General features: G+C 68.0%; 17 protein-coding genes. 16 read left to right on the top strand and 1 reads right to left on the bottom strand.

Annotated features, from left to right (window positions below; all coding sequences use genetic code 11):
* Position 1 precedes the first annotated feature (1 nt).
* Positions 2-286, top strand: a complete 285-nt coding sequence (locus WS61_RS34705) for a hypothetical protein (RefSeq protein WP_156441776.1) — start codon at positions 2-4, stop codon at positions 284-286.
* Between the two features lie 415 nt (positions 287-701).
* Positions 702-2,441, top strand: coding sequence for a ShlB/FhaC/HecB family hemolysin secretion/activation protein (locus WS61_RS05390; RefSeq protein ID WP_059499578.1), 1,740 nt, complete (start codon positions 702-704; stop codon positions 2,439-2,441).
* A gap of 50 nt (positions 2,442-2,491) precedes the next feature.
* Here WS61_RS05390 and WS61_RS05385 read toward each other — a convergent pair whose 3' ends face one another.
* Entirely contained in the window at positions 2,492-3,442 is a 951-nt protein-coding gene (locus WS61_RS05385) for a LysR family transcriptional regulator (RefSeq protein ID WP_059499577.1), read from the bottom strand.
* Positions 3,443-3,556: 114 nt separating this feature from the next.
* On the opposite strand from WS61_RS05385, the gene WS61_RS05380 reads away from it, so the two are divergent.
* The 14 genes from WS61_RS05380 (at position 3,557) to WS61_RS05315 (ending at position 21,421) form a co-directional block, all read left to right on the top strand.
* On the top strand, positions 3,557-5,308 hold the full coding sequence (locus WS61_RS05380; protein WP_059499576.1) for an IlvD/Edd family dehydratase: 1,752 nt from the start codon (positions 3,557-3,559) through the stop codon (positions 5,306-5,308).
* Positions 5,309-5,733: 425 nt separating this feature from the next.
* Positions 5,734-7,092, top strand: coding sequence for an MFS transporter (locus WS61_RS05375; protein ID WP_059499575.1), 1,359 nt, complete (start codon positions 5,734-5,736; stop codon positions 7,090-7,092).
* A gap of 49 nt (positions 7,093-7,141) precedes the next feature.
* Entirely contained in the window at positions 7,142-8,071 is a 930-nt protein-coding gene (locus tag WS61_RS05370; RefSeq protein ID WP_059499574.1) for a dihydrodipicolinate synthase family protein, read from the top strand.
* Positions 8,072-8,096: 25 nt separating this feature from the next.
* Positions 8,097-9,026: a Gfo/Idh/MocA family protein gene (locus WS61_RS05365; protein ID WP_059499631.1), complete on the top strand. Its 930-nt coding sequence runs from the start codon at positions 8,097-8,099 to the stop codon at positions 9,024-9,026.
* A gap of 90 nt (positions 9,027-9,116) precedes the next feature.
* Positions 9,117-10,121 carry an arabinose ABC transporter substrate-binding protein gene (locus WS61_RS05360; RefSeq protein WP_059499573.1) on the top strand — a complete coding sequence of 335 codons (1,005 nt, stop codon included), beginning with the start codon at positions 9,117-9,119 and terminating at the stop codon, positions 10,119-10,121.
* Between the two features lie 21 nt (positions 10,122-10,142).
* On the top strand, positions 10,143-11,690 hold the full coding sequence (araG, locus tag WS61_RS05355) for an L-arabinose ABC transporter ATP-binding protein AraG (RefSeq protein ID WP_059499572.1): 1,548 nt from the start codon (positions 10,143-10,145) through the stop codon (positions 11,688-11,690).
* 30 nt (positions 11,691-11,720) lie between these two features.
* Positions 11,721-12,749 (top strand): L-arabinose ABC transporter permease AraH, encoded by a 1,029-nt coding sequence (gene araH, locus WS61_RS05350; RefSeq protein ID WP_059499571.1) that lies wholly within the window; start codon positions 11,721-11,723, stop codon positions 12,747-12,749.
* Positions 12,750-12,800: 51 nt separating this feature from the next.
* Positions 12,801-13,703, top strand: coding sequence for an SMP-30/gluconolactonase/LRE family protein (locus WS61_RS05345; RefSeq protein ID WP_059499570.1), 903 nt, complete (start codon positions 12,801-12,803; stop codon positions 13,701-13,703).
* Positions 13,704-13,881: 178 nt separating this feature from the next.
* Entirely contained in the window at positions 13,882-14,382 is a 501-nt protein-coding gene (locus tag WS61_RS05340; RefSeq protein ID WP_059499569.1) for a MarR family winged helix-turn-helix transcriptional regulator, read from the top strand.
* A gap of 158 nt (positions 14,383-14,540) precedes the next feature.
* A complete protein-coding gene (locus WS61_RS05335; protein ID WP_059499568.1) occupies positions 14,541-15,371 on the top strand; it encodes a p-hydroxycinnamoyl CoA hydratase/lyase in 831 nt (276 codons plus the stop codon).
* Positions 15,372-15,442: 71 nt separating this feature from the next.
* Entirely contained in the window at positions 15,443-16,891 is a 1,449-nt protein-coding gene (locus WS61_RS05330) for an aldehyde dehydrogenase (protein ID WP_059499567.1), read from the top strand.
* A complete protein-coding gene (locus tag WS61_RS05325; protein ID WP_059499566.1) occupies positions 16,888-18,789 on the top strand; it encodes a feruloyl-CoA synthase in 1,902 nt (633 codons plus the stop codon). The genes WS61_RS05330 and WS61_RS05325 overlap by 4 nt, the downstream gene beginning before the upstream one ends.
* Before the next feature lie 211 nt (positions 18,790-19,000).
* Positions 19,001-20,206, top strand: coding sequence for a 3-(3-hydroxy-phenyl)propionate transporter MhpT (gene mhpT / locus WS61_RS05320; protein WP_059499565.1), 1,206 nt, complete (start codon positions 19,001-19,003; stop codon positions 20,204-20,206).
* Positions 20,207-20,272: 66 nt separating this feature from the next.
* Positions 20,273-21,421, top strand: a complete 1,149-nt coding sequence (locus WS61_RS05315) for a porin (protein ID WP_059499564.1) — start codon at positions 20,273-20,275, stop codon at positions 21,419-21,421.
* The last annotated feature ends 26 nt before the right edge of the window (positions 21,422-21,447 follow it).

The following is a 21,447-nucleotide window of genomic DNA, read 5'->3' as shown; positions in this document are numbered from 1 at the left end:
AATGTCGCTTGAATCCATAAGTGGTCTTATAGGAGGATTCTTCGGCCCAGTTTTCGGAAGGATTCTCGGGAAATTTCGTCTCTGGAAGGTTTTCTTCGCATCAATGTTGCTTATATATCTTGGATTATTTGCGGCGGGGATTGTGGTGGTTGGCTTCAAGGCTACAGTATCTAGATTCGGTGAATTCCTTACGCCTTTCGCGTTGCTTGTATTTGTGGGTTTGTCTGCCACTGTCACTCTCGTTGCTTTTTTAGGGCATACCGCACAAAAAAACCGAGAGAACTGACCGACCTGCACTCCTATTGGTCAGGGACTGCCATGTCGGGTTAGATCATAGGCGGGTTGATTGACGAAATGTTCAGGACACTTGTGGGTAAGGTGCTTGGGAAGTTTCGCCTCTGGAAAGGCACTCGTGCGTCTTTTTTGAATCCCTTCTGATGGGAAATTTATTGGTTGGATTTAAGAAGTCGCTCCCATATTTTCAGAAATGAAGGATGGCAAAGATAATTAATGGCATTAATGAGCGTCGAATTAATCGCTGCTTTTATCTTCGAGCGCCCATGGCTTCTTGCGATGTTGTAATGCGGTAAGTCTAATGGCGTTGACGGATGCTAGGTGCGTCCGGTTAACTGCCGATCGCATACTGAGCACCGATCGGTGTGCGACGTAGTCGACATTCACAATCAAGTGATGAAAAATACATGAGAACTATTTGCCGGGGGAATTCCGCTGTAGCAGCGCTGCTGCTTATCGCGACCAGTGTGTCCGCGCAGGAAGCGCCGCGCCTGACCGTTCCGGGCAATGACCAGCAAACCCGACAGCAAGAAGAGGCACGTGAGCGCGAGCGAACCGTCACCGCGCCCGGGGTACGGTCGAACATGACGGCACGCGCCGGGTATCCCACGCTGCCGTCGGAAACGCCCTGCTTTCGCATTGATCGTTTCTCCCTCGACGTACCCGATGCGCTGCCCGCTTCCCTGAAGTTGCAAGGCGCGTCGGCATTGCCGATGGATCGTTTCGCCTTCGCGCGCGAATGGCTCGAACACTACACCGGGCAGTGTGTCGGCAAACAGGGACTCGACGCGCTCGTCAAAGGCCTGTCGCAAGCCATTCTGGCGCGCGGGTACGTGACGACGCGCGTGCTGCTGCCCGAACAGGATCTCTCCATCGGCACGCTGAAGCTCTCGCTGATCCCCGGTGTCATCCGCCATGTACGCTTCGCCGATGAAAAGCTCCGCGGCACCTGGAAGACCGCCTTCCCGACCGGCGACGGCGAACTGCTCAACCTGCGCGACCTTGAGCAAGGTCTGGAGCAGATGAAGCGCGTGTCGAGCCAGGACGTGTCGATGCAGATCGTGCCGGCCGATGTGCCCGGCGAAAGCGACGTCGTGCTCGACGTGAAACGCAGTAAGCCGTGGACCGTCGTCGCATCGATCGACAACTCCGGCACACGCGCGACCGGCAAACTGCAGGGTAACCTGTCGCTCGGCATCGACAACCCGCTGGGCCTGAACGACCTCTTCAACATCGGCGTGAGCCAGGATCTCGAGTTCGGCGACAAGCGCCTCGGCTCGCACGGCTGGAACGGCTTTTATTCGATTCCGTGGGGCTACTGGACTGCGACGCTGTCCGCGTACACGAACACGTACTATCAGCAAATCGCCGGGGTCAACCAAACCTTCGTCGCGAGCGGTAATTCGAAGACAGTCGATTTCAAACTCGCCCGCGTGCTCGCGCGCAGCCAGAACGACGTATTCGGCGGCTACGTGCGCCTGTCGCGCCGCTTCGGCCAGAGCTTCATCGAAGATACGGAAATCCCGCAACAACGCCGCAACAACACGTTCATCGAACTCGGTCTGAATGATCGACACTATTTCGGCGGTGCTCAATTCGACGGCACGCTCGCGTACCGTCAAGGCGTCGGCGGGTTCGGCGCGCAGGACGATATCCCCGAGCTGAATGGAGACCAGACCTATCGCTTCAAAATGGCCGTGCTCGACGCGAACCTGTCGGTGCCGTTCGCGATTGCGCAGCAGCCGTTCCGCTACGTCACGACGTTCCACGGCCAGTACACGGGCAATACGCTCTACTATATCGACGATCTGACGATCGGCAGCCGCTATACGGTGCGTGGATTCGATGGCGAGACGATGTTGGCCGCGGCGCGCGGTTTCTACTGGCGCAACGAGCTTCAGGCGCCGATCGGCCGAACCGGACAGGCCGTCTATGCCGGCATCGACTACGGCCGCGTGTGGGGCCCGCAGCCGGTCGCCCTGGTCGGCACGCAGCTCGCCGGTGCCGTGATCGGCGTCAAAGGCAGCGTCGCGACACGATTCGGTGGCTATGGCTACGACCTGTTCGCTGGCACGCCGATCTACAAGCCGTCCGGGTTCCCGACGGCGCGTGTCACGGTTGGTTTTCAGGTCACCGCACAGTTCTGATGATGAAAGCGTAAGCCCGTGCCCGGCCTGTCCGGAAGCCGGCGCCCACGTCACAGCGCGACGTCGTACACCTCCCGTGCCGCCGCCCGAATCGCATCGACCATCACCGTCACCGCCGGCGAATGCAGCCGGTCGGTGCGCGTGATGATCCCGAAGTCGTCCATCCGGCAATCCATTTCCAGCGGCAGCACCGTGACGATGCCGTGCCGCGCGTAGTACCGCGCGACGTCCTCGGCGAGCACCGCGATCATGTCGCTCTGCTCGATCAATTGCGTGATGAACAGCAGCGCGGCCGTTTCGACGACGTTCGCCGGCGGCGCGAGGCTCGCGCGCTGGAACACGAGATCGAAGCGGTGGCGCAGCACGCTGCCGGCCGGCGGCACGACCCAGGCGGCGCGCTGCACGTCCGCGAGCGACAGCGGCGCGTGCGCGAGCAGCGGATGGCCGGGGCGCACCACGGCCGCCACCGACTCGCCGGTCAGCGGCTCGTAGCGCAGGCGCAGCTTGTCGTGTTCGGCCGACAGCCGGCCGAGCACGATGTCGATCTTTTCCTGCGCGAGGTGTTCGAGCAGCACGTTGCTGGTGTCGATCTCGACCGACACGTGCAGGCCGGCATGCGTGCCTTTCACGGCGGCGACGGCCGGCGGCACGAGGCGCAGGCCCGGCGACGTGATCGCACCGACCGCCACGTGGCCGAGATGGCCGGCCTTCAGCGCGGCCAGTTCCTCGTGCGCCTGGTCGAGGCTGCCGAGCGCCGCGCGCGCGTGGCGGATCAGCGCGTCGCCGTACAGCGTCGGCCGCATCCCGCGCGGCAGGCGCTCGAACAGCACCGCGCCGATCGATTCCTCGAGTTCGCGCAGCAGCTTCGACGCAGCCGGCTGCGTCATGTTCAGCGCCGCCGCCGCGCGGTGAATGCTGCCTTCGTCGGCGAGCGCGACGAGCAGCAGCAACTGGCGCGTCTTCAGGCGGGCGCGGTTTCCCCATGGGCTGGCTTCGGGCATCGTACGGGTTTATATCGATATCGGAATCGATATCGTAATCGCCTAAATCGTCATTAGCCAGTTATCAAAATTCTGCCTAGACTGCGCCGGTATCCCGTCACCACAGGACTGACGATGTCGGCAACAAAACCCAGGCTGCGCTCCGCTCAATGGTTCGGCACGAACGACAAGAACGGCTTCATGTACCGGAGCTGGATGAAGAACCAGGGCATTCCCGATCACGAATTCGACGGCCGGCCGATCATCGGCATCTGCAACACATGGTCGGAACTGACGCCGTGCAACGCGCACTTTCGCAAGCTCGCCGAGCACGTGAAGCGCGGGATCTCCGAGGCGGGCGGCTTCCCGGTCGAATTCCCGGTGTTCTCGAACGGCGAATCGAACCTGCGGCCGTCGGCGATGCTCACGCGCAACCTCGCGTCGATGGACGTCGAGGAAGCGATCCGCGGCAACCCGATCGACGCGGTCGTGCTGCTCGCCGGCTGCGACAAGACGACGCCTGCGCTGCTGATGGGTGCGGCCAGCTGCGACGTGCCGGCGATCGTCGTGTCGGGCGGCCCGATGCTGAACGGCAAACTCGAAGGCAAGAACATCGGTTCGGGCACGGCCGTGTGGCAGTTGCACGAAGCGCTGAAGGCCGGCGAGATCGACGTGCATCACTTCCTGTCGGCCGAGGCCGGCATGTCGCGCTCGGCCGGCACCTGCAACACGATGGGCACCGCGTCGACGATGGCGTGCATGGCCGAGGCGCTCGGCGTCGCGCTGCCGCACAACGCGGCGATTCCGGCCGTCGATTCGCGCCGCTACGTGCTCGCGCACATGTCGGGCATCCGGATCGTCGAGATGGCGCTCGAAGGGCTCGTGCTGTCGAAGATCCTGACGCGCGCGGCGTTCGAGAACGCAATCCGCACTAACGCGGCGATCGGCGGCTCGACGAATGCCGTGATTCACCTGAAGGCGATCGCCGGCCGCATCGGCGTGCCGCTCGAACTGGAAGACTGGATGCGCATCGGCCGCGACACGCCGACGATCGTCGACCTGATGCCGTCGGGGCGCTTCCTGATGGAGGAGTTCTATTACGCGGGCGGGCTGCCGGCCGTGCTGCGCCGGCTCGGCGAAGGCGGGCTGCTGCCGCATCCGGATGCGCTGACGGTCAACGGCAAGTCGCTGTGGGACAACGTGCGCGAAGCGCCGAACTACGACGAAGAAGTGATCCGCCCGCTTGACCGGCCGCTGATCGCGGACGGCGGGATCTGTATCCTGCGCGGCAATCTCGCGCCGCGCGGCGCGGTGCTGAAGCCGTCGGCGGCGAGCCCCGAGCTGCTGAAGCATCGCGGCCGCGCGGTGGTGTTCGAGAACCTCGAGCACTACAAGGCGACGATCAACGACGAATCGCTCGACGTCGATGCGAGCTCCGTGATGGTGCTGAAGAACTGCGGGCCGCGCGGCTATCCGGGCATGGCCGAGGTCGGCAACATGGGGCTGCCGCCGAAGCTGCTGCGCCAGGGCGTGAAGGACATGGTGCGGATTTCCGACGCGCGGATGAGCGGCACCGCGTACGGCACGGTCGTGCTGCACGTCGCGCCGGAAGCGGCGGCCGGCGGGCCGCTCGCGGCCGTGCGCAACGGCGACTGGATCGAGCTCGACTGCGAGGCCGGCACGCTGCATCTCGACGTCACGGACGAAGAGCTGCAGCGCCGCCTGTCGGACGTCGATCCGACCGCGGCGCCGGGTGTGGCCGGCCAGCTCGGCAAGGGCGGCTATGCACGGCTGTACATCGATCACGTGCTGCAGGCCGACGAGGGGTGCGACCTCGACTTCCTGGTTGGCACGCGCGGCGCGGAAGTGCCGAGCCATTCGCATTGAGCGGCGGGAACACGCATTCCGGGAACGGACCGAGACGGGGCACGAGGGAAACACGGTGACGCGCCGGATGCGGCCGAGCGTGAAGGAAGAGCTGCGTAAGCGTTCACGCACAAACGACGGCCGACCGCGAAGTATGGGGTATGAGCGCAGAAGCGCCAACGGGGATCGGCCGCGAAGCATGCGGTATGCGCAAGCCCCCAAGCGCAAATGCATACCGGCCGCGAAGGATGGGACGCACGTAAGCGCGAAAGCACTAACGTGCGTTGACCGCGAAGCATGGGGTCCGCGCAAGCGCTGAAGCGCTAACGTGGGTCGACAGCGATGCATGGGATCCACGTAAGCGCTGAAGCGCTAACGTGGATCGACCGCGATGCATGGGACGTACGTAAGCGCTGAAGCGCTAACGTACGTCGACAGGAGACAAGATGACGACGCAGTACACGAGCGCGCAGGACGCGGCGGAACAGTCCGATTCGACGGCAGCCGTCGACGAACGGTACCTGACCCGCCTGCTCACGCGCAAGCTGGTGCCGTTCCTCGCGCTGATCTACGTGGTCGCCTACGTCGACCGTACCGTCGTCGGCTTCGCGAAGCTCCACATGAACGCGGCGATCGGCCTCGGCGACGCCGCGTACGGGCTCGGCGCGGGACTGTTCTTCATCGGCTACTTCCTGTGCGAGGTACCGAGCAACCTCGCACTCGGCCGCTTCGGCGCACGCGTATGGTTCGCGCGCATCCTCGCGACCTGGGGCGCGATCACGATGGCCATGGCGCTCGTACAGGGGCCGACCAGCTTCTACGTGCTGCGCTTCCTGCTCGGCGCGGCCGAAGCCGGCCTCTATCCCGGCATCCTGTACTTCCTCACGCAATGGTTCCCGATGCGCGATCGCGCGCGGGTGATCGGCCTGCTCGTGCTCGCGCAACCGCTCGCCGGTATCGTGACCGGGCCGCTCGCCGGCTGGCTGCTGTCGACGCACGGGTGGCTCGGCCTGTCGGACTGGCAGACGCTGTTCGTCGTCAGCGGCCTGCCTGCCGTGCTGCTCGCGTGGCCGACGCTGCGGCTGTTGCCCGAGTCGCCCGCGCATGCGCGCTGGCTGAATGACGGCCAACGCCGCTGGATCGCCCGGCAACTCGCCGCCGACCGCGACACCTATCGCCCCGATTCGCACGGCAATCCGCTCGCCGCGTTGCGCGACCGCCGCGTGCTGCTGCTCGCCGCGCTGTTCCTGCCGTTCCCGCTGTGCATCTACGGATTGTCGCTGTGGCTGCCGACGATCATTCACGCGTTCGGCACCGGCGATGCGACGACCGGCCTGCTGTCCGCCGTGCCGTACCTGTTCGCGGTGGTCGGCCTGCTCGTCGTGCCGCGCCATTCGGACCGCAAGCGCGAGCGCTACTGGCACATCGTCGTCGTGTCGGCCGCCGCCGCCGTGACGATGGCCGCGAGCGCGTGGGTACGGCAACCCGCGCTGCAATTCCTGTTCATCTGCCTCACCGCGTTTTCGCTGTATTCGATCCAGGCCGTCGTATGGGCGCTGCCCGGCGAATTCCTGACCGGCACGAGCGCCGCGGTCGGCATCGCCGCGATCAATTCGCTCGCGAATCTCGGCGGTTACCTGGGGCCATACGGGATCGGACTGATCAAGGCATCGACCGGCAGCCTCGCGGCCGGCCTGTACTTCCTCGCGGCGACGCTGCTGTTCGCGGTGCTGATGACGTTCGTGGTCCGGGCCGCGCTGCGCGTGCCCGAACCGGCCGCCGGCGCGTTCGCCGGCGAATCCTGAGCGCCTTGTTTTCCGGCTGAACGCCGATTCGACTGATGCAGGACCAACCATGACATCGAGCAGCACGCCGCGCTATCGCGGCATTTTCCCTGTCGTCCCGACGACGTTTACCGAGACCGGCGAGCTCGACCTCGCGAGCCAGAAGCGCGCGGTCGATTTCATGATCGACGCCGGCTCGGACGGGCTGTGCATCCTCGCGAACTTCTCCGAACAGTTCGCGATCGCCGATGACGAACGCGACGTGCTTACGCGCACGATCCTCGAACACGTCGCAGGCCGCGTGCCGGTGATCGTCACGACGTCGCACTACAGCACGCAGGTGTGTGCCGCGCGCAGCCTGCGCGCGCAGCAGCTCGGCGCGGCGATGGTGATGGCGATGCCGCCGTATCACGGCGCGACGTTCCGCGTGCCGGAAGCGCAGATCTTCGATTTCTTTGCGCGCGTGTCGGATGCGATCGACATCCCGATCATGATCCAGGACGCGCCCGCGAGCGGCACCGCGCTGTCCGCGCCGTTCCTCGCGCGGATGGCGCGCGAGATCGAGCAGGTCGCGTACTTCAAGATCGAGACGCCTGGTGCCGCGAACAAGCTGCGCGAGCTGATCCGGCTCGGCGGCGACGCGATCGAGGGGCCGTGGGACGGCGAGGAGGCGATCACGCTGCTCGCCGATCTTCATGCGGGCGCGACCGGCGCGATGACGGGCGGCGGCTTTCCGGACGGCATCCGGCCGATCCTCGAAGCGTTCCGCGAAGGGCGGCACGACGATGCGTTCGCGCATTACCAGACGTGGCTGCCGCTGATCAATCACGAGAACCGCCAGTCCGGGATCTTGACCGCGAAAGCGCTGATGCGCGAAGGCGGTGTGATCGCGTGCGAGCGGCCGCGGCATCCGATGCCGGAACTGCACCCGGACACGCGCGCGGAATTGCTCGCGATCGCGCGCCGGCTCGATCCGCTCGTGCTGCGCTGGGCGCACTGAGCGAGTGGCGAAGGAGGAAAGCACGATGAGCGATGTGATTTCGTTGGGCGTCGTCGGGATCGGCAAGATCGCGCGCGACCAGCATTTGCCGGCGATCGCCGCCGAACCGGGCTTCGCGTTGACTGCCTGTGCGAGCCGTCACGCGGAAGTCAACGGCGTGCGCAATTATCCGGATCTGACCGCGCTGCTGGCCGCCGAGCGCGAGCTCGAAGCGGTCTCGCTGTGCGCGCCGCCGCAAGTGCGCTACGCGCAGGCGCGCGCCGCGCTCGAAGCCGGCAAGCACGTGATGCTCGAGAAGCCGCCGGGCGCGACGCTGGGCGAAGTGGCTGCGCTGGAAGCGCTGGCGCGCGAGCGCGGCCTCACGCTGTTCGCGACCTGGCATTCGCGCTGCGCGAGCGCGGTCGAGCCGGCGCGCGCGTGGCTCGCGACGCGCACGATCCGGGCGGTGCAGGTGCGCTGGAAGGAGGACGTGCGGCGCTGGCATCCGGGGCAGCAGTGGATCTGGGAACCGGGCGGCCTCGGCGTGTTCGATCCGGGCATCAACGCGCTGTCGATCGTCACGCGAATCCTGCCGCGCGAGCTCGTGCTGCGCGAGGCGACGCTGTTCGTGCCGAGCGACGCACAGATGCCGATCGCGGCCGAACTCGATTGCGCGGATACCGCCGGCGTGCCGGTGCACGCGGAATTCGACTGGCGGCACGGGCCGGTCGAGCAATGGGAGATCGCAGTCGACACGGCCGACGGCGTGCTCGCGATCAGCCGCGGCGGCGCGCAACTGTCGATCGCGGGCGAGCCGGTCGAGGTCGGCCCGGAACGCGAGTATCCGGCGCTGTATGCGCACTTTCACGCGCTGATCGCGCGTGGCGAAAGCGACGTCGACGCGCGGCCGCTGCGGCTCGTCGCCGACGCCTTCCTGTTCGGCCGGCGCGTGCAGACCGACGCGTTCGGCCGTTGAACCTGCGTCGCGCGCTTCGGCGCGAAGCGCGCGACGCGTGATCGATTACGACACACATCCACGGCATCGGCCGATACAAAGGAGACACCCATGAACCGCACGATTCGTCGACATACCCTGCGCGCGCTGCTGGCCGCGCTCTGCATCGCACCGCTCGGCATGCAGGGCGCCGCGCGCGCCGATGCGCCGCTGAAGATCGGCTTCCTCGTGAAGATGCCGGAGCAGGCGTGGTTCATCAACGAGCAGAACGCGGCGTCCGCGCTCGGCCAGAAGGAGAACTTCTCGGTCGTGAAGATCGGCACGCCGGACGGCGAGAAGGTGCTGGCCGCGATCGACAACCTCGGCTCGCAGGGCGCGCAGGGCTTCGTGATTTGCGCGCCGGACGTGCGCCTCGGGCCGGCGATCGCGTCGCGCGCGAAGCGCTACAACATGAAGTTCGTGACGGTCGACGACCAGCTCGTCGATTCGAGCGGCAAGCCGCTGCCGAACGTGCCGCACCTCGGGATGTCGGCGACCAAGATCGGCAACCAGGTCGGCCAGGCGATCGCCGACGAGATGAAGCGGCGCGGCTGGAAGCCCGAGGAAGTCGGCGCGCTGCGCGTCACCAACTACGAGCTGCCGACCGCGAAGCTGCGCACCGACGGCGCGACGCAGGCGCTGCTCGCGAACGGCTTCCGCAAGGAGAACATCTTCGACGCGCCGCAGAAGACGACCGACGACGAAGGCGGCTTCAGCGCGGCAGCGCCCGTGCTCGCCCGCCATCCGAACGTGAAGAAATGGGTGATCTACGCGCTGAACGAGGAAACGGTGCTCGGCGCGGTACGCGCGACCGAGCAGCTGCACATTCCGGCGGCGGACGTGATCGGCGTCGGCATCAACGGCGCGGGCGAGGCGTTTGCCGAGTTCCAGAAGAAGGAGCCGACCGGCTTCTACGGGACGATCGCGGTCAGCTCGACGAACCACGGCAAGGAGAGCACGCAGAATCTCGTCGACTGGATCCGCACCGGCAAGACGCCGCCGGCCGACACGCAGACGAGCGGCAAGCTGATGACGCGCGCGAACTGGCAGGCCGTGCGCGCCGAACTCGGTATCTGAGCGGGGCGAGGCGAGAACGCGATGACGATGCAGACGATGACGGCCGCGTCCGGCCACGACGCAGAAGCGGCCGCGCCGCCGGAAGGCCCGCTGCTCGCGCTCGACGGCATCACCGTGACGTTTCCGGGCGTGCGTGCGCTCGACGCGGTGTCGCTGTCGGTGCGCGCGGGCGAAGTGCACGGGCTGATGGGCGAGAACGGCGCCGGGAAATCGACGCTGCTGAAGGTGCTGTCCGGCGTGAACCAGCCGCAGGCGGGCACGCTGACGCTGAACGGCACGGTGCAGCGCTTCGCGTCGACGCGCGCGGCGCTCGAGGCCGGCATCGCGATCATCTACCAGGAGCTGCATCTGGTGCCCGAGTTGACGGTCGCGGAAAACCTGATGCTCGGGCAATTGCCGAGCCGGCTCGGCGTGGTCGACGAGCGTGCGCTCGCCGCGCGCGCGCTCGATGCGCTGGAGCGGCTCGGCGAGCACATCGATCCGGGCATCCCGGTGAAATATCTGTCGATCGGCCAGCGCCAGATGATCGAGATCGGCAAGGCGCTGATGCGCGACGCGCGCGTGATCGCGTTCGACGAACCGACGAGTTCGCTGTCCGCGCGCGAAACCACGCAACTGTTCCGGATCATCCGCGCGCTGCGCGCGCAAGGCCGCGCGATCATCTACGTCACGCACCGGATGGAGGAAGTCTACGAACTGTGCGACCGCGTGACGGTGTTTCGCGACGGCCGCCGCATCGACACGTTCGAATCCGTCGCCGATCTCGACCGCGACCGGCTGATCGGCTGCATGGTCGGCCGTTCGATCGAGGACGTGTACGGCTATCGGCCGCGCCCCGCCGGCGACGTGCTGATCGAAGCGAAGGGACTGACGGGGCCGGGGTTGGCCGAGCCCGTGTCGTTCACCGCGCGGCGCGGCGAGATCGTCGGCTTCTTCGGGCTCGTCGGCGCGGGCCGCTCGGAGCTGATGAAGCTGCTGTACGGCGCGGTGCGGCCGAGTGCCGGGTACGTCGAGCTGAACGGCAAGCGGGTGGCGTTCGGCAGCCCGCGCGACGCGGTGCGCGCCGGCATCGCGCTGTGCCCGGAAGACCGCAAGCAGGAAGGCATCGTCGCGATCGCGTCGGTGGCCGACAACCTGAACATCAGCGCGCGCCGTCATTTCAGTCCGGCGCGCGTGCTGCTCGACGGGCGGCGCGAACGCGAGCTCGCGCAGCAATACATCGAGCGGCTCGCGATCAAGACCCGCGACGGCGAAACGCCGATCGGCGCGCTGTCGGGCGGCAACCAGCAGAAGGTCGTGCTCGCGCGCTGGCTGGCCGAGCGCATCGACGTGTTCCTGATGGACGAGCCGACGCGCGGCATCGACGTCGGCGCGCGCGCGGAAATCTACAACCTGTTCTACGAACTCGCGGAAGCGGGCCGCACGGTGATCCTCGTGTCGAGCGATCTGGCCGAGGTGATCGGCGTGTCGGACCGCATCGTCGTGATGAAGGAAGGGCGGATCGCGGGCGAGGTCGCGAAGGCGCACGCGACGCCCGACGCGCTGATCAAGCTCGCGCTGCCGCGCTAGCGGCGAGCAGTCAACCGGAAAGCAACTGATATGAGCCAGGCAATGCAACCTCAACGTACCTCCCCATCCCCGGATGCGGCCGCCGCCGCGGCCACGCCCGCACGCCCGCGCGGCGGCGTATGGCAGCTGATCAACCGCTCCGGCATCGTGATGGTGTTTCTCGTGCTGTTCGCGACGCTGTCGCTGACGGTGCCGGACTTCCTTACGCCGCGCAACATCCAGGGCCTGCTGCTGTCGGTCACGCTGATCGGCTCGATCGCGGTGACGATGATGTTCGTGCTCGCGCTCGGCGAGGTCGACCTGTCGGTCGCGTCGATCGTCGCGTTCGCGGGCGTCGTCGCGTCGACGCTGATCACCGCGACGCACAGCGTCGTGCTCGGCATCGCGGCCGGCGTGCTCGCGGGCGGTGCGGTCGGGCTCGTGAACGGCGTGCTGATCGCGCGCTACCGGATCAACTCGCTGATCGTCACGCTCGCGATGATGGAAGTCGTGCGCGGGCTCGCGTTCATCACGTCGAACGGCGACGCGGTGATGATCTCCGAGGAGCGCTTCTTCGATCTCGGCGGCGGGTCGTTCCTCGGCATCTCGTATCCGATCTGGAGCAACATCGTCGGCTTCGTCGTGTTCGGCTTCCTGCTGCGCAAGACGGTGTTCGGCAAGAACGTGCTGGCCGTCGGCGGCAACGGCGAGGCCGCGCTGCTCGCCGGGCTGCCGGTGATGCGCATCAAGATCGCCGTGTTCGTGCTGCAGGGGCTCGTGACGGGCTTTGCCGGCGTGATGCTCGCGTCGCGGATGAGCCTCGGCGATCCGAAGACGTCGGTCGGCCTCGAGCTCGGCGTGATTTCCGCGTGCGTGCTCGGCGGCGTGTCGCTGACGGGCGGCGTCGCGACCATCTCCGGCGTGCTGGTCGGCGTGCTGATCATGGGCTCCGTGCAGGACGCGATGAGCCTGCTGAACGTGCCGACCTTTTACCAATATCTGATACGCGGCGGAATTCTGTTGCTCGCGGTGCTGTTCGACCAGTATCGTCGCAACCAGCGGCGCGCGATGAAGATCTGACTTCGACTCACGCGCGGCCGCCTGCACTTACGACGAATATCGGGAGACGGCATGCAACAGACTCAACCGGGCACGGCGGCGGCGCTGCTGGTCGACAGCCGCAACACGCTCGGCGAAGGCGCGACGTGGTGCGACAGGACGCACGCGCTGTACTGGGTGGACATCGAGGGCGCGCAGCTGTGGCGCTGCCGCGCGGACGGTTCAGACCTCGCGCAATGGGCGATGCCCGAACGGCTCGCGTGCTTCGCGCTGACCGACGACCCGGACGTGCTGCTCGTCGGGCTCGCGACGCATCTCGCGTTCTTCGACCTGCGCCGCGGCGCGTTCACGCGGATCGTCGACGTCGAACCCGATCTTCCCACGCGGCTGAACGACGGGCGCTGCGACCCGTTCGGCGCATTCGTGTTCGGGATGAAGGACGAGGGCGCCGAGCCGCCGCGCGCGGTCGGCGGGTTCTACCGGCTCAATCCCGATCTCACGCTCGAACGGCTTGCATTGCCGGCGGCAGCGATCGCGAACAGCATCGCGTTCTCGCCGGACGGCACGAAGCTGTATTTCTGCGATTCGCTGGTGCGCGAGATTTTCGTGTGCGATTACCGGGCAGGCGGCGACGTCGCGAACGTGCGGCCGTTCGCGCGGCTGACGGATGCGCACGGCGACCCGGACGGCTCGATCGTCGATCGCGACGGCGGGCTGTGGAACGCGCAGTGGGGCGGCCGGCGGGTGGTGCGTTACGGGCCGGACGGGATCGAGACGGACCGCGTCGAGGTGCCGACCGCGCAGCCCAGTTGCGTCGCGATCGACGGTGACGGCCGGTTGTACGTGACGAGTGCGCGTGTCGGGCTGAGCGACGACGCGCTGGCCGGCGACGCGCACGCGGGCGGCGTGTTCGTCGCGCAGGCGCGGCATGCGGGGCTGCCGACCGCGCGGTTCGCGGGCACGCCGCGCGGTTGATCGCGTCGTCGCATACGGGTTCCCGTCCATGGGATCGGGCCGACGCGACGGTCTTCGCGGTCTGGCCCGCGATCCGCTGCACATGCGCGCGCGCACGGCGGCCGACCGCCATCCCCGAACATCCGTTCATCTCCCCACCTGCTGGTAAGATGGCCTGCAATTCCATCCTGCCCGCACCATGAGTTCCGCACCGACCAAGCCCGCGAATCCGAAGAACGCCGCGAAGAACGCCCGCGCGACGGACGACAAGCCGAAAGCGCGCGTGCAACAACGCCTGACCTACGTGATCGGCGGCCTCGACCGGCTGCTGCGGCGTCACATGACCGACGCGCTCGCGCCGCTCGGCATCACGCTCGCGCAATACACGGCGCTGTCGGTGCTCGAGGCGCGCGGCGCATCGTCGAACGCGCAGTTGGCCGAGCGCTCGTGGATCACGCCGCAATCGGCGAACGAGGTGATGAGCGTGATGGCCGCGCGCGGTTTCGTCACGCGCGAAGCCGACCCGTCGCATGGCCGCATCATCCTGCTGACGCTGACCGACGCAGGCGCGGCGATGCTGCGCGAATGCGAAGCCGTGCTGCGCCCGCTCGAGGCACGCATGCTCGGCGACATCTCGGCCGACGACGCCGCGCACGTGCAGCGCGCGCTCGAACTGTTCTCGCGCAACCTGCGCGGCTGACCGCTCCCCGATTTCCCGACGCTTTCTCAGCCTTCCGCTCCGGGTTTACACCGGCGCTCGTGCCGCTTGCAATATCAGGTAGCCTGATATTAAATGAAGTCGTCCGCAGCAGGAATGCTGCGCACCGAATCGCACAGGAACGAACGACAGGAACAGACATGAGCAAGTACGACAATCGCTGGCAGACCGTTGAAGTGAAAGTGGAGGCCGGCATCGCGTGGGTGACGCTGAATCGCCCCGAGAAGCGCAACGCAATGAGCCCGACGCTGAACCGGGAGATGCTGGAAGTCCTCGACGCGATCGAGTTCGACGACGAGGCGAAGGTGCTGGTGCTGACCGGCGCGGGCGCCGCGTGGACGGCCGGCATGGATCTGAAGGAATATTTCCGCGAGATCGACGGCGGCCCCGACGCGCTGCAGGAAAAGGTGCGCCGCGACGCATCGGAATGGCAGTGGCGCCGCCTGCGGATGTACAACAAGCCGACCATCGCGATGGTGAACGGCTGGTGCTTCGGCGGCGGGTTCTCGCCGCTCGTCGCGTGCGACCTCGCGATCGCGGCGGACGACGCGGTGTTCGGGCTGTCGGAAATCAACTGGGGCATCCCGCCGGGCAACCTCGTCAGCAAGGCGATGGCGGACACGGTCGGGCATCGCCGCGCGCTGCACTTCATCATGACCGGCGATACGTTCACCGGCGCGGAAGCGGCGGAAATGGGCCTCGTGAACAGCAGCGTGCCGCTCGCCGGGCTGCGCGATGCGACGATCGCGCTCGCCGCGCGGCTGATGGACAAGAACCCGGTCGTGCTGCGCGCGGCGAAGCACGGCTTCAAGCGTTCGCGCGAGCTCACGTGGGAACAGTGCGAGGATTACCTGTACGCGAAGCTCGACCAGGCGCAGCTGCGCGACCCGGAGCGCGGCCGCGAGCAGGGGCTGAAGCAGTTCCTCGACGACAAGACGATCAAGCCGGGCCTGCAGGCATACAAGCGCTGATACAAGCGCCGACGCAGCCGCCGGCGTCACCGCCGGCGTAATCGCAAGAGACAGGCAAGGCAGGAGACGACATGACCGACAGACGGATGCTGATCGGCGGCGAGTGGTGCGCCGCCCGCGACGGGCGGACCTTCGACCGCCTCAACCCCGCGACGGGCGCGCTCGCGTCGCGCGCGCCGGCGGCCGGCAACGCCGACGCCGACGCGGCGATCGACGCCGCGCACCGCGCGTTCCCCGCGTGGGCGGCGCTCGCGCCGACCGAGCGGCGGCGCCGGCTGCTGAAGGCGGCCGACCTGATGGATGCGCGCATCGACGCGTTCATCGAAACCGGCGTCGCCGAAACCGGCGCGACGCCCGGTTGGCTCGGCTTCAACGTGACGCTCGCGGCGAACATGCTGCGCGAGGCCGCGTCGATGACGACGCAGATCGCCGGCGACGTGATCCCGTCCGACGTGCCGGGCAATCTCGCGCTCGCGGTGCGCGTGCCGTGCGGCGTGGTGCTCGGCATCGCGCCGTGGAACGCGCCGGTGATTCTCGGCACGCGTGCGCTGGCGATGCCGCTCGCGTGCGGCAACACGGTCGTGCTGAAGGCGTCCGAGGCGTGCCCGGGCGTGCATGCGCTGATCGGCGCGGTGCTGGACGAAGCGGGGCTCGGTGCGGGCGTGGTGAACGTGATCACGCACGCGGCGGCCGACGCACCCGAACTCGTCGAGCGGATGATCGCGCATCCGCACGTGAAGCGGATCAACTTCACCGGGTCGACGCACGTTGGCCGCATCGTCGCGCGCCACGCGGCCGCGCACCTGAAGCCCGTGCTGCTCGAACTCGGCGGCAAGGCGCCGGTGCTGGTGCTCGACGACGCCGATCTCGACGCGGCCGTCGATGCGATCGCGTTCGGCGCATTCTTCAACCAGGGGCAGATCTGCATGTCGACCGAGCGCGTGATCGCCGCGCGGCCGATCGCCGATGCGCTCGTCGAGCGGCTCGCCGCGAAGGCGCGCACGCTGGTCGCGGGCGATCCGCTGGCCGGCCATCCGCTCGGCACGATGGTCGATGCGCGGGCCGCCGCGCGCGCGGCGGCGCTGGTCGAGGATGCGCGTGCGCACGGCGCGCAACTGCCGCTCGGTTGCCGTGTGGATGGCGCGACGATGCAGCCCGCGATCGTCGACGGCGTCACCCGCGACATGCGGCTCTATCGCGAGGAGTCGTTCGCGCCGGTCGTCGCCGTCCTGCGTGCGGATAGCGACGACGAAGCGGTTGCGCTCGCGAACGACAGCGAGTTCGGGCTGTCGGCGAGCGTGTTCAGCCGCGACGTCGCACGTGCGATGGCGGTCGCCCGGCAGATCGAATCGGGGATTTGCCACATCAACGGGCCGACCGTGCACGACGAAGCGCAGATGCCGTTCGGCGGCGCGAAGGCGAGCGGCTACGGCCGCTTCGGGAGCCGCGCGTCGATCGCCGAATTCACCGAACTGCGCTGGATCACCGTGCAGACCGCGCCGCGGCACTACCCGATATGAGCGAGGTCACGATGAACGTCTCGCACCCCGCCGGCGGGCCGGCGGCCGACACGGGCGGCGTGCGCTATCGCGCGGCGGCCGTCGCGGTCGGCGCGGCCGAGATTCGCCGCGACGACGACGGCACCTGGTACCTGCGCTCGCGCGAGCCGCTCGGCGCTTATCCGACGCGCATCACCGACTGCCTCGTGCGCGGCGCGCAAGCGCACCCCGATCGCGTGCTGGCCGCGCGGCGCGGTGCAGACGGGCGCTGGATCGAGATCACCTACGCGCGGATGCTCGAACGCGCGCGCGCGCTCGGCCAGGGGCTCGTCGATCTCGGGCTGTCGGCCGACCGTCCGCTCGCGGTGCTGTCCGGCAACGATCTCGAACATCTGCAGCTGATGTTCGCGGCGATGCTGGCCGGCGTGCCGTACTCGCCGATCTCGCCCGCGTATTCGCTGGTGTCGACCGACTACGGCAAGCTGCGTCACACGCTCGGCGTGCTGCGGCCGGGTGCGGTGTTCGTCGCGGAGCGCGCACCGTTCGCGCGCGCGCTCGACGCGACGCTGCCGGCCGATGCGGCGCTGATCGTCGCGCGCGATGCCGACGTCGATGCCGACGGCCGCGCGGTGCCGCTGTCGCGCCTCGTCGCCACCGTCCCGCGCACGATCGACGCGATCCACGATGCGGTCGGCCCCGACCATCTCGCGAAGATCCTGTTCACGTCCGGTTCGACGAAGCTGCCGAAGGCCGTGCCGACCACGCACCGGATGCTGTGCAGCAACCAGCAGATGCTGCGCCAGACCATGCCCGAACTCACGCGCGAGCCGCCGGTGCTGGTGGACTGGCTGCCGTGGAATCACACGTTCGGCGGCAGTCACAACCTCGGCATCGCGCTGTACAACGGCGGCACGCTGTATATCGACGACGGCCGCCCGATGCCCGGCCGTTTCGACGAAACCGTGCGCAACCTGCGCGAGATCGCGCCGACGATCTACTTCAACGTGCCGAAGGGCTGGGAGGAGCTGACCGCCGCGCTCGAACGCGATGCCGAGCTGCGCGACACGTTCTTCTCGCGCGTGAAGCTGTATTTCTTCGGCGGCGCGGGGCTGTCGCAAGCCGCGTGGGACCGGCTCGACCGCGTGACCGAAGCGCATTGCGGCGAGCGCATCCGGATCATGGCCGGCCTCGGGATGACGGAGGCGTCGCCGTCGTGCCTGTTCACCACGGGGCCGCTGATGCGCGCCGGCTATATCGGGCTGCCCGCGCCCGGCTGCGACGCGAAGCTCGTGCCGTGCGGCGGCAAGCACGAACTGCGCTTCAAGGGGCCGAACGTGATGCGCGGCTACTGGCATGCCGACGTCGATCCGCGCGACGTGTTCGACGAAGAAGGCTATTACCGCAGCGGCGACGCGGGCGTGTTTGCCGATCCGGCGCGGCCGGAACTCGGGCTGCTGTTCGACGGGCGGCTCACCGAGGACTTCAAGCTGAGCAGCGGCACGTTCGTCAGCGTCGGGCCGTTGCGCGCGAATGCCGTGTCGACGGGTGCCCCGTACGTGCAGGACGTGGTCGTGACCGGGATCGATCGCGACGACATCGGCTTGCTGGTGTTCCCGCGCGTCGATGCATGCCGTGCGCTCGCGGGGCTTGCCGCCGATGCGTCCGTGGCCGACGTGCTGCGCGCGCCGGCCGTGCGGGCGGCGTTCGCGGCGTGGCTCGCCGAGCTGAACCGGAACGCGAGCGGCGGCTCGACGTTCGTCGCGCGGATCCGGCTGATCGACACGCCGCCGTCGCTCGATCTCGGCGAAGTGACCGACAAGGGTTCGCTGAACCAGGCGGCCGTGCAGAAGCATCGCGCGGCGACGATCGACGCGCTGTACGACCCGGCGCGGCGCGATCCCGACGTGATTTACGCGTAAGCAGTACGCAGAAGCAGTCAGCAGCAACGAGCACACACAACGACCGGCCGGCCACGACACCGGCGGGCATGCTTGCGGCCAGTGAATCAGGTTGCCTGATAAAGGCGGCCGTTCATGCGGCACCTCGCGCGCCGAACCGCCACTGGCCGGCGGCGGCGCGCGGCGGTCGTTGCACGGCCGACCGACTACAAGACATGGGACTGGAGACACAATGAATACCTACGTTGCCGAAAAACCCACGGTCGCGACCACGCTCGCGCTGTGTTTCGCGATCGCACTCCTCGAAGGGCTCGACCTGCAGTCGGTCGGCGTCGCCGCGCCGCGCATGGCGCGCGAATTCGGGCTGTCCGTGTCGCAGATGGGCATCGCGTTCAGCGCGGGCACCTTCGGGCTGCTGCCGGGCGCGATGCTCGGCGGGCGGCTCGCCGACCGGATCGGCCGCAAGCGCGTGCTGATCGCGTCGACCGTGCTGTTCGGGCTGCTGTCGATCGCGACCGCGCAGGTCTCGAGCTTCGCGATGCTCGTCGTCGTGCGCGTGCTGACCGGCATCGGCCTCGGCGGCGCGATGCCGAACCTGATCGCGCTGTCGTCCGAAGCGGTCGAGCCGCGTTCGCGCAGTAGCGCGGTCGCGACGATGTACTGCGGGATCCCGTTCGGCGGCGTGATCGCGTCGCTGATCGGCGTGCTGCTCGCCGGCGACACCGAATGGCGGCACATCTTCTACGTCGGCGGCGTGGGGCCGCTGCTGCTCGTGCCGCTGCTCGTGTGGTTCCTGCCGGAATCGCGCGCGTATCTCGACGTCGCGGGCACGCCGGCCGCGCGCGCCAGCGTCGCACGCACGCTGTTCGGCGACGGCCGCACGACGTCGACGGTCGCGCTGTGGGTCAGCTACTTCTGCACGCTGATCGTCCTCTACTTCCTGCTGAACTGGCTGCCGTCGCTGATGGCCGCGCGCGGGCTCGATCGCGCGCACGTCGGCCTCGTGCAGATCGCATTCAACGTCGGCGCGGGACTCGGCGCGCTCGGCATCGGTGCGGCGCTCGACCGGATGCGCGCGTCGCGCGTGGTCGGCGGCATGTATGTCGGGATCGTGCTGTCGCTCGCCGCGCTCGCGGCCGCGCCCGGTTTCGCGTCGCTCGCGGCGGCCGCGTTCGCGGCGGGGATGTTCGTGGTCGGCGGGCAGTCGGTGCTGTATGCGCTCGCGGCAATCTACTACCCGACCGCGATGCGCGGTACCGGCGTCGGCGCGGCGGTGGCGGTCGGCCGGCTCGGCTCCGTCGTCGGGCCGCTCGCGGCCGCGACGCTGCTGGCCGCCGGCCGCAGCGCGCCCGTCGTGATCGGCGCGAGCATCCCCGTCACGCTCGTCGCGGCCTTCGCCGCATTCGTGCTGATTCGCCGCCCGCAAGCCGGCGACTGACGGTTCGCTTTTTTCGATGCGCGCCGTCAGAGCGCGCGATTCAACACGGTCTGGAGACGCAACGAAATGAAAACGAAGACAAGGAACGGCCTGCTGGCCGCGGGCGCGTGCTGCGCGCTCGCCGCGCCGGGCGCACACGCACAGTCGAGCGTGACGCTGTACGGGATCATCGATACGGGCGTCGAATTCGTGTCGCACGCGAACGCGGCCGGCGACCATGTGGTGCGGATGCCGGCCGTGACGGGCGAGTTGCCGTCGCGCTGGGGGCTGCGCGGCACCGAGGATCTCGGCGGCGGCTACCAGGCGGTGTTCACGCTCGAAAGCGGCTTCAACGTGCGCGGCGGCGATCTCGGGCAAGGCGGACGGCTGTTCGGGCGGCAGGCGTTCGTCGGTCTGAAGAGCGGCTTCGGCACGCTCGCGTTCGGCCGTCAGTACACGATGACCTATCTCGCGCTGCAGGGCGCGGACATCATCGGCCCCGACATCTACGGGCTCGGCTCGTTCGACGCGTACGTGCCGAACGGCCGCGCCGACAACGCGGTGACTTACCTCGGCACGTACCGCGGCGTGACGCTCGGCGCCGCGTATTCGTTCGGCCGCGACGGCGCGGGCACCGGCAACTCGCCGGGGCAAGGCACGTGCGCGGGGCAGGTGCCGGGCGACGCGGTGCAGTGCCGCAACTGGTCGGTGATGCTCAAGTACGACAGCGCGTATTTCGGCGCGGCGGCGTCGTACGAGGAGCAGCGCGGCGGCACCGGCGCGGCCGCGAATTTCTTCGACGGCGTCGCGCCCGTCCCCTTCACGAGCAGCGGCGGCAAGGACACGCGCACGCACGTGAGCGCGTATGTGCAGGCGGGCGGCGCGAAGATCGGCGCGGGCTGGATCGGCCGGCGCGTGTCGACCGGTTCGCCGGCCGCGGCCGGCGCGCATTCGGACCTGTTCTTCGTCGGTGCGTCGTATGCGGTGAAGCCCGCTTTCATCGTCGACGGCGAAGGCTACCGGATCGTCAACAGCGCACACGACACGCGCGCGACGATGGCGACGCTGCGTGCGACCTATCTGCTGAGCAAGCGCACGGCCGTCTACGCACAGTCGTCGTATCTGTGGAACAGCGCGCATGCCCGCTACTCGGTCAGCGGCGGTGGGCCGGGCACGACGCCCGGCGCCGGGATGGGGCAGCTCGGCGCGATGGTCGGCGTGCGGCACATGTTCTGATTCACCGGCGTGACGAACCGAACGGG

This window comes from Burkholderia sp. ABCPW 11 (assembly GCF_001523445.1).
GTDB lineage: Bacteria > Pseudomonadota > Gammaproteobacteria > Burkholderiales > Burkholderiaceae > Burkholderia.
The sequence above is the reverse complement of the archived record's forward strand: the minus strand, read 5'-3'. Positions and strand labels throughout refer to the sequence as shown.

Coding starts and splice junctions, on each gene's coding strand:
- WS61_RS05325 (WP_059499566.1), top strand. CDS start 16,888: ATGAGCGAGGTCACGATGAACGTCTCGCACCCCGCCGGCGGGCCGGCG.
- WS61_RS05340 (WP_059499569.1), top strand. CDS start 13,882: ATGAGTTCCGCACCGACCAAGCCCGCGAATCCGAAGAACGCCGCGAAG.
- WS61_RS05390 (WP_059499578.1), top strand. CDS start 702: ATGAGAACTATTTGCCGGGGGAATTCCGCTGTAGCAGCGCTGCTGCTT.
- araG (WP_059499572.1), top strand. CDS start 10,143: ATGACGATGCAGACGATGACGGCCGCGTCCGGCCACGACGCAGAAGCG.
- WS61_RS05380 (WP_059499576.1), top strand. CDS start 3,557: ATGTCGGCAACAAAACCCAGGCTGCGCTCCGCTCAATGGTTCGGCACG.
- araH (WP_059499571.1), top strand. CDS start 11,721: ATGAGCCAGGCAATGCAACCTCAACGTACCTCCCCATCCCCGGATGCG.
- WS61_RS05315 (WP_059499564.1), top strand. CDS start 20,273: ATGAAAACGAAGACAAGGAACGGCCTGCTGGCCGCGGGCGCGTGCTGC.
- WS61_RS05385 (WP_059499577.1), bottom strand. CDS start 3,442: ATGCCCGAAGCCAGCCCATGGGGAAACCGCGCCCGCCTGAAGACGCGC.
- WS61_RS34705 (WP_156441776.1), top strand. CDS start 2: ATGTCGCTTGAATCCATAAGTGGTCTTATAGGAGGATTCTTCGGCCCA.
- WS61_RS05365 (WP_059499631.1), top strand. CDS start 8,097: ATGAGCGATGTGATTTCGTTGGGCGTCGTCGGGATCGGCAAGATCGCG.
- WS61_RS05360 (WP_059499573.1), top strand. CDS start 9,117: ATGAACCGCACGATTCGTCGACATACCCTGCGCGCGCTGCTGGCCGCG.
- WS61_RS05375 (WP_059499575.1), top strand. CDS start 5,734: ATGACGACGCAGTACACGAGCGCGCAGGACGCGGCGGAACAGTCCGAT.
- WS61_RS05335 (WP_059499568.1), top strand. CDS start 14,541: ATGAGCAAGTACGACAATCGCTGGCAGACCGTTGAAGTGAAAGTGGAG.
- WS61_RS05330 (WP_059499567.1), top strand. CDS start 15,443: ATGACCGACAGACGGATGCTGATCGGCGGCGAGTGGTGCGCCGCCCGC.
- mhpT (WP_059499565.1), top strand. CDS start 19,001: ATGAATACCTACGTTGCCGAAAAACCCACGGTCGCGACCACGCTCGCG.
- WS61_RS05345 (WP_059499570.1), top strand. CDS start 12,801: ATGCAACAGACTCAACCGGGCACGGCGGCGGCGCTGCTGGTCGACAGC.
- WS61_RS05370 (WP_059499574.1), top strand. CDS start 7,142: ATGACATCGAGCAGCACGCCGCGCTATCGCGGCATTTTCCCTGTCGTC.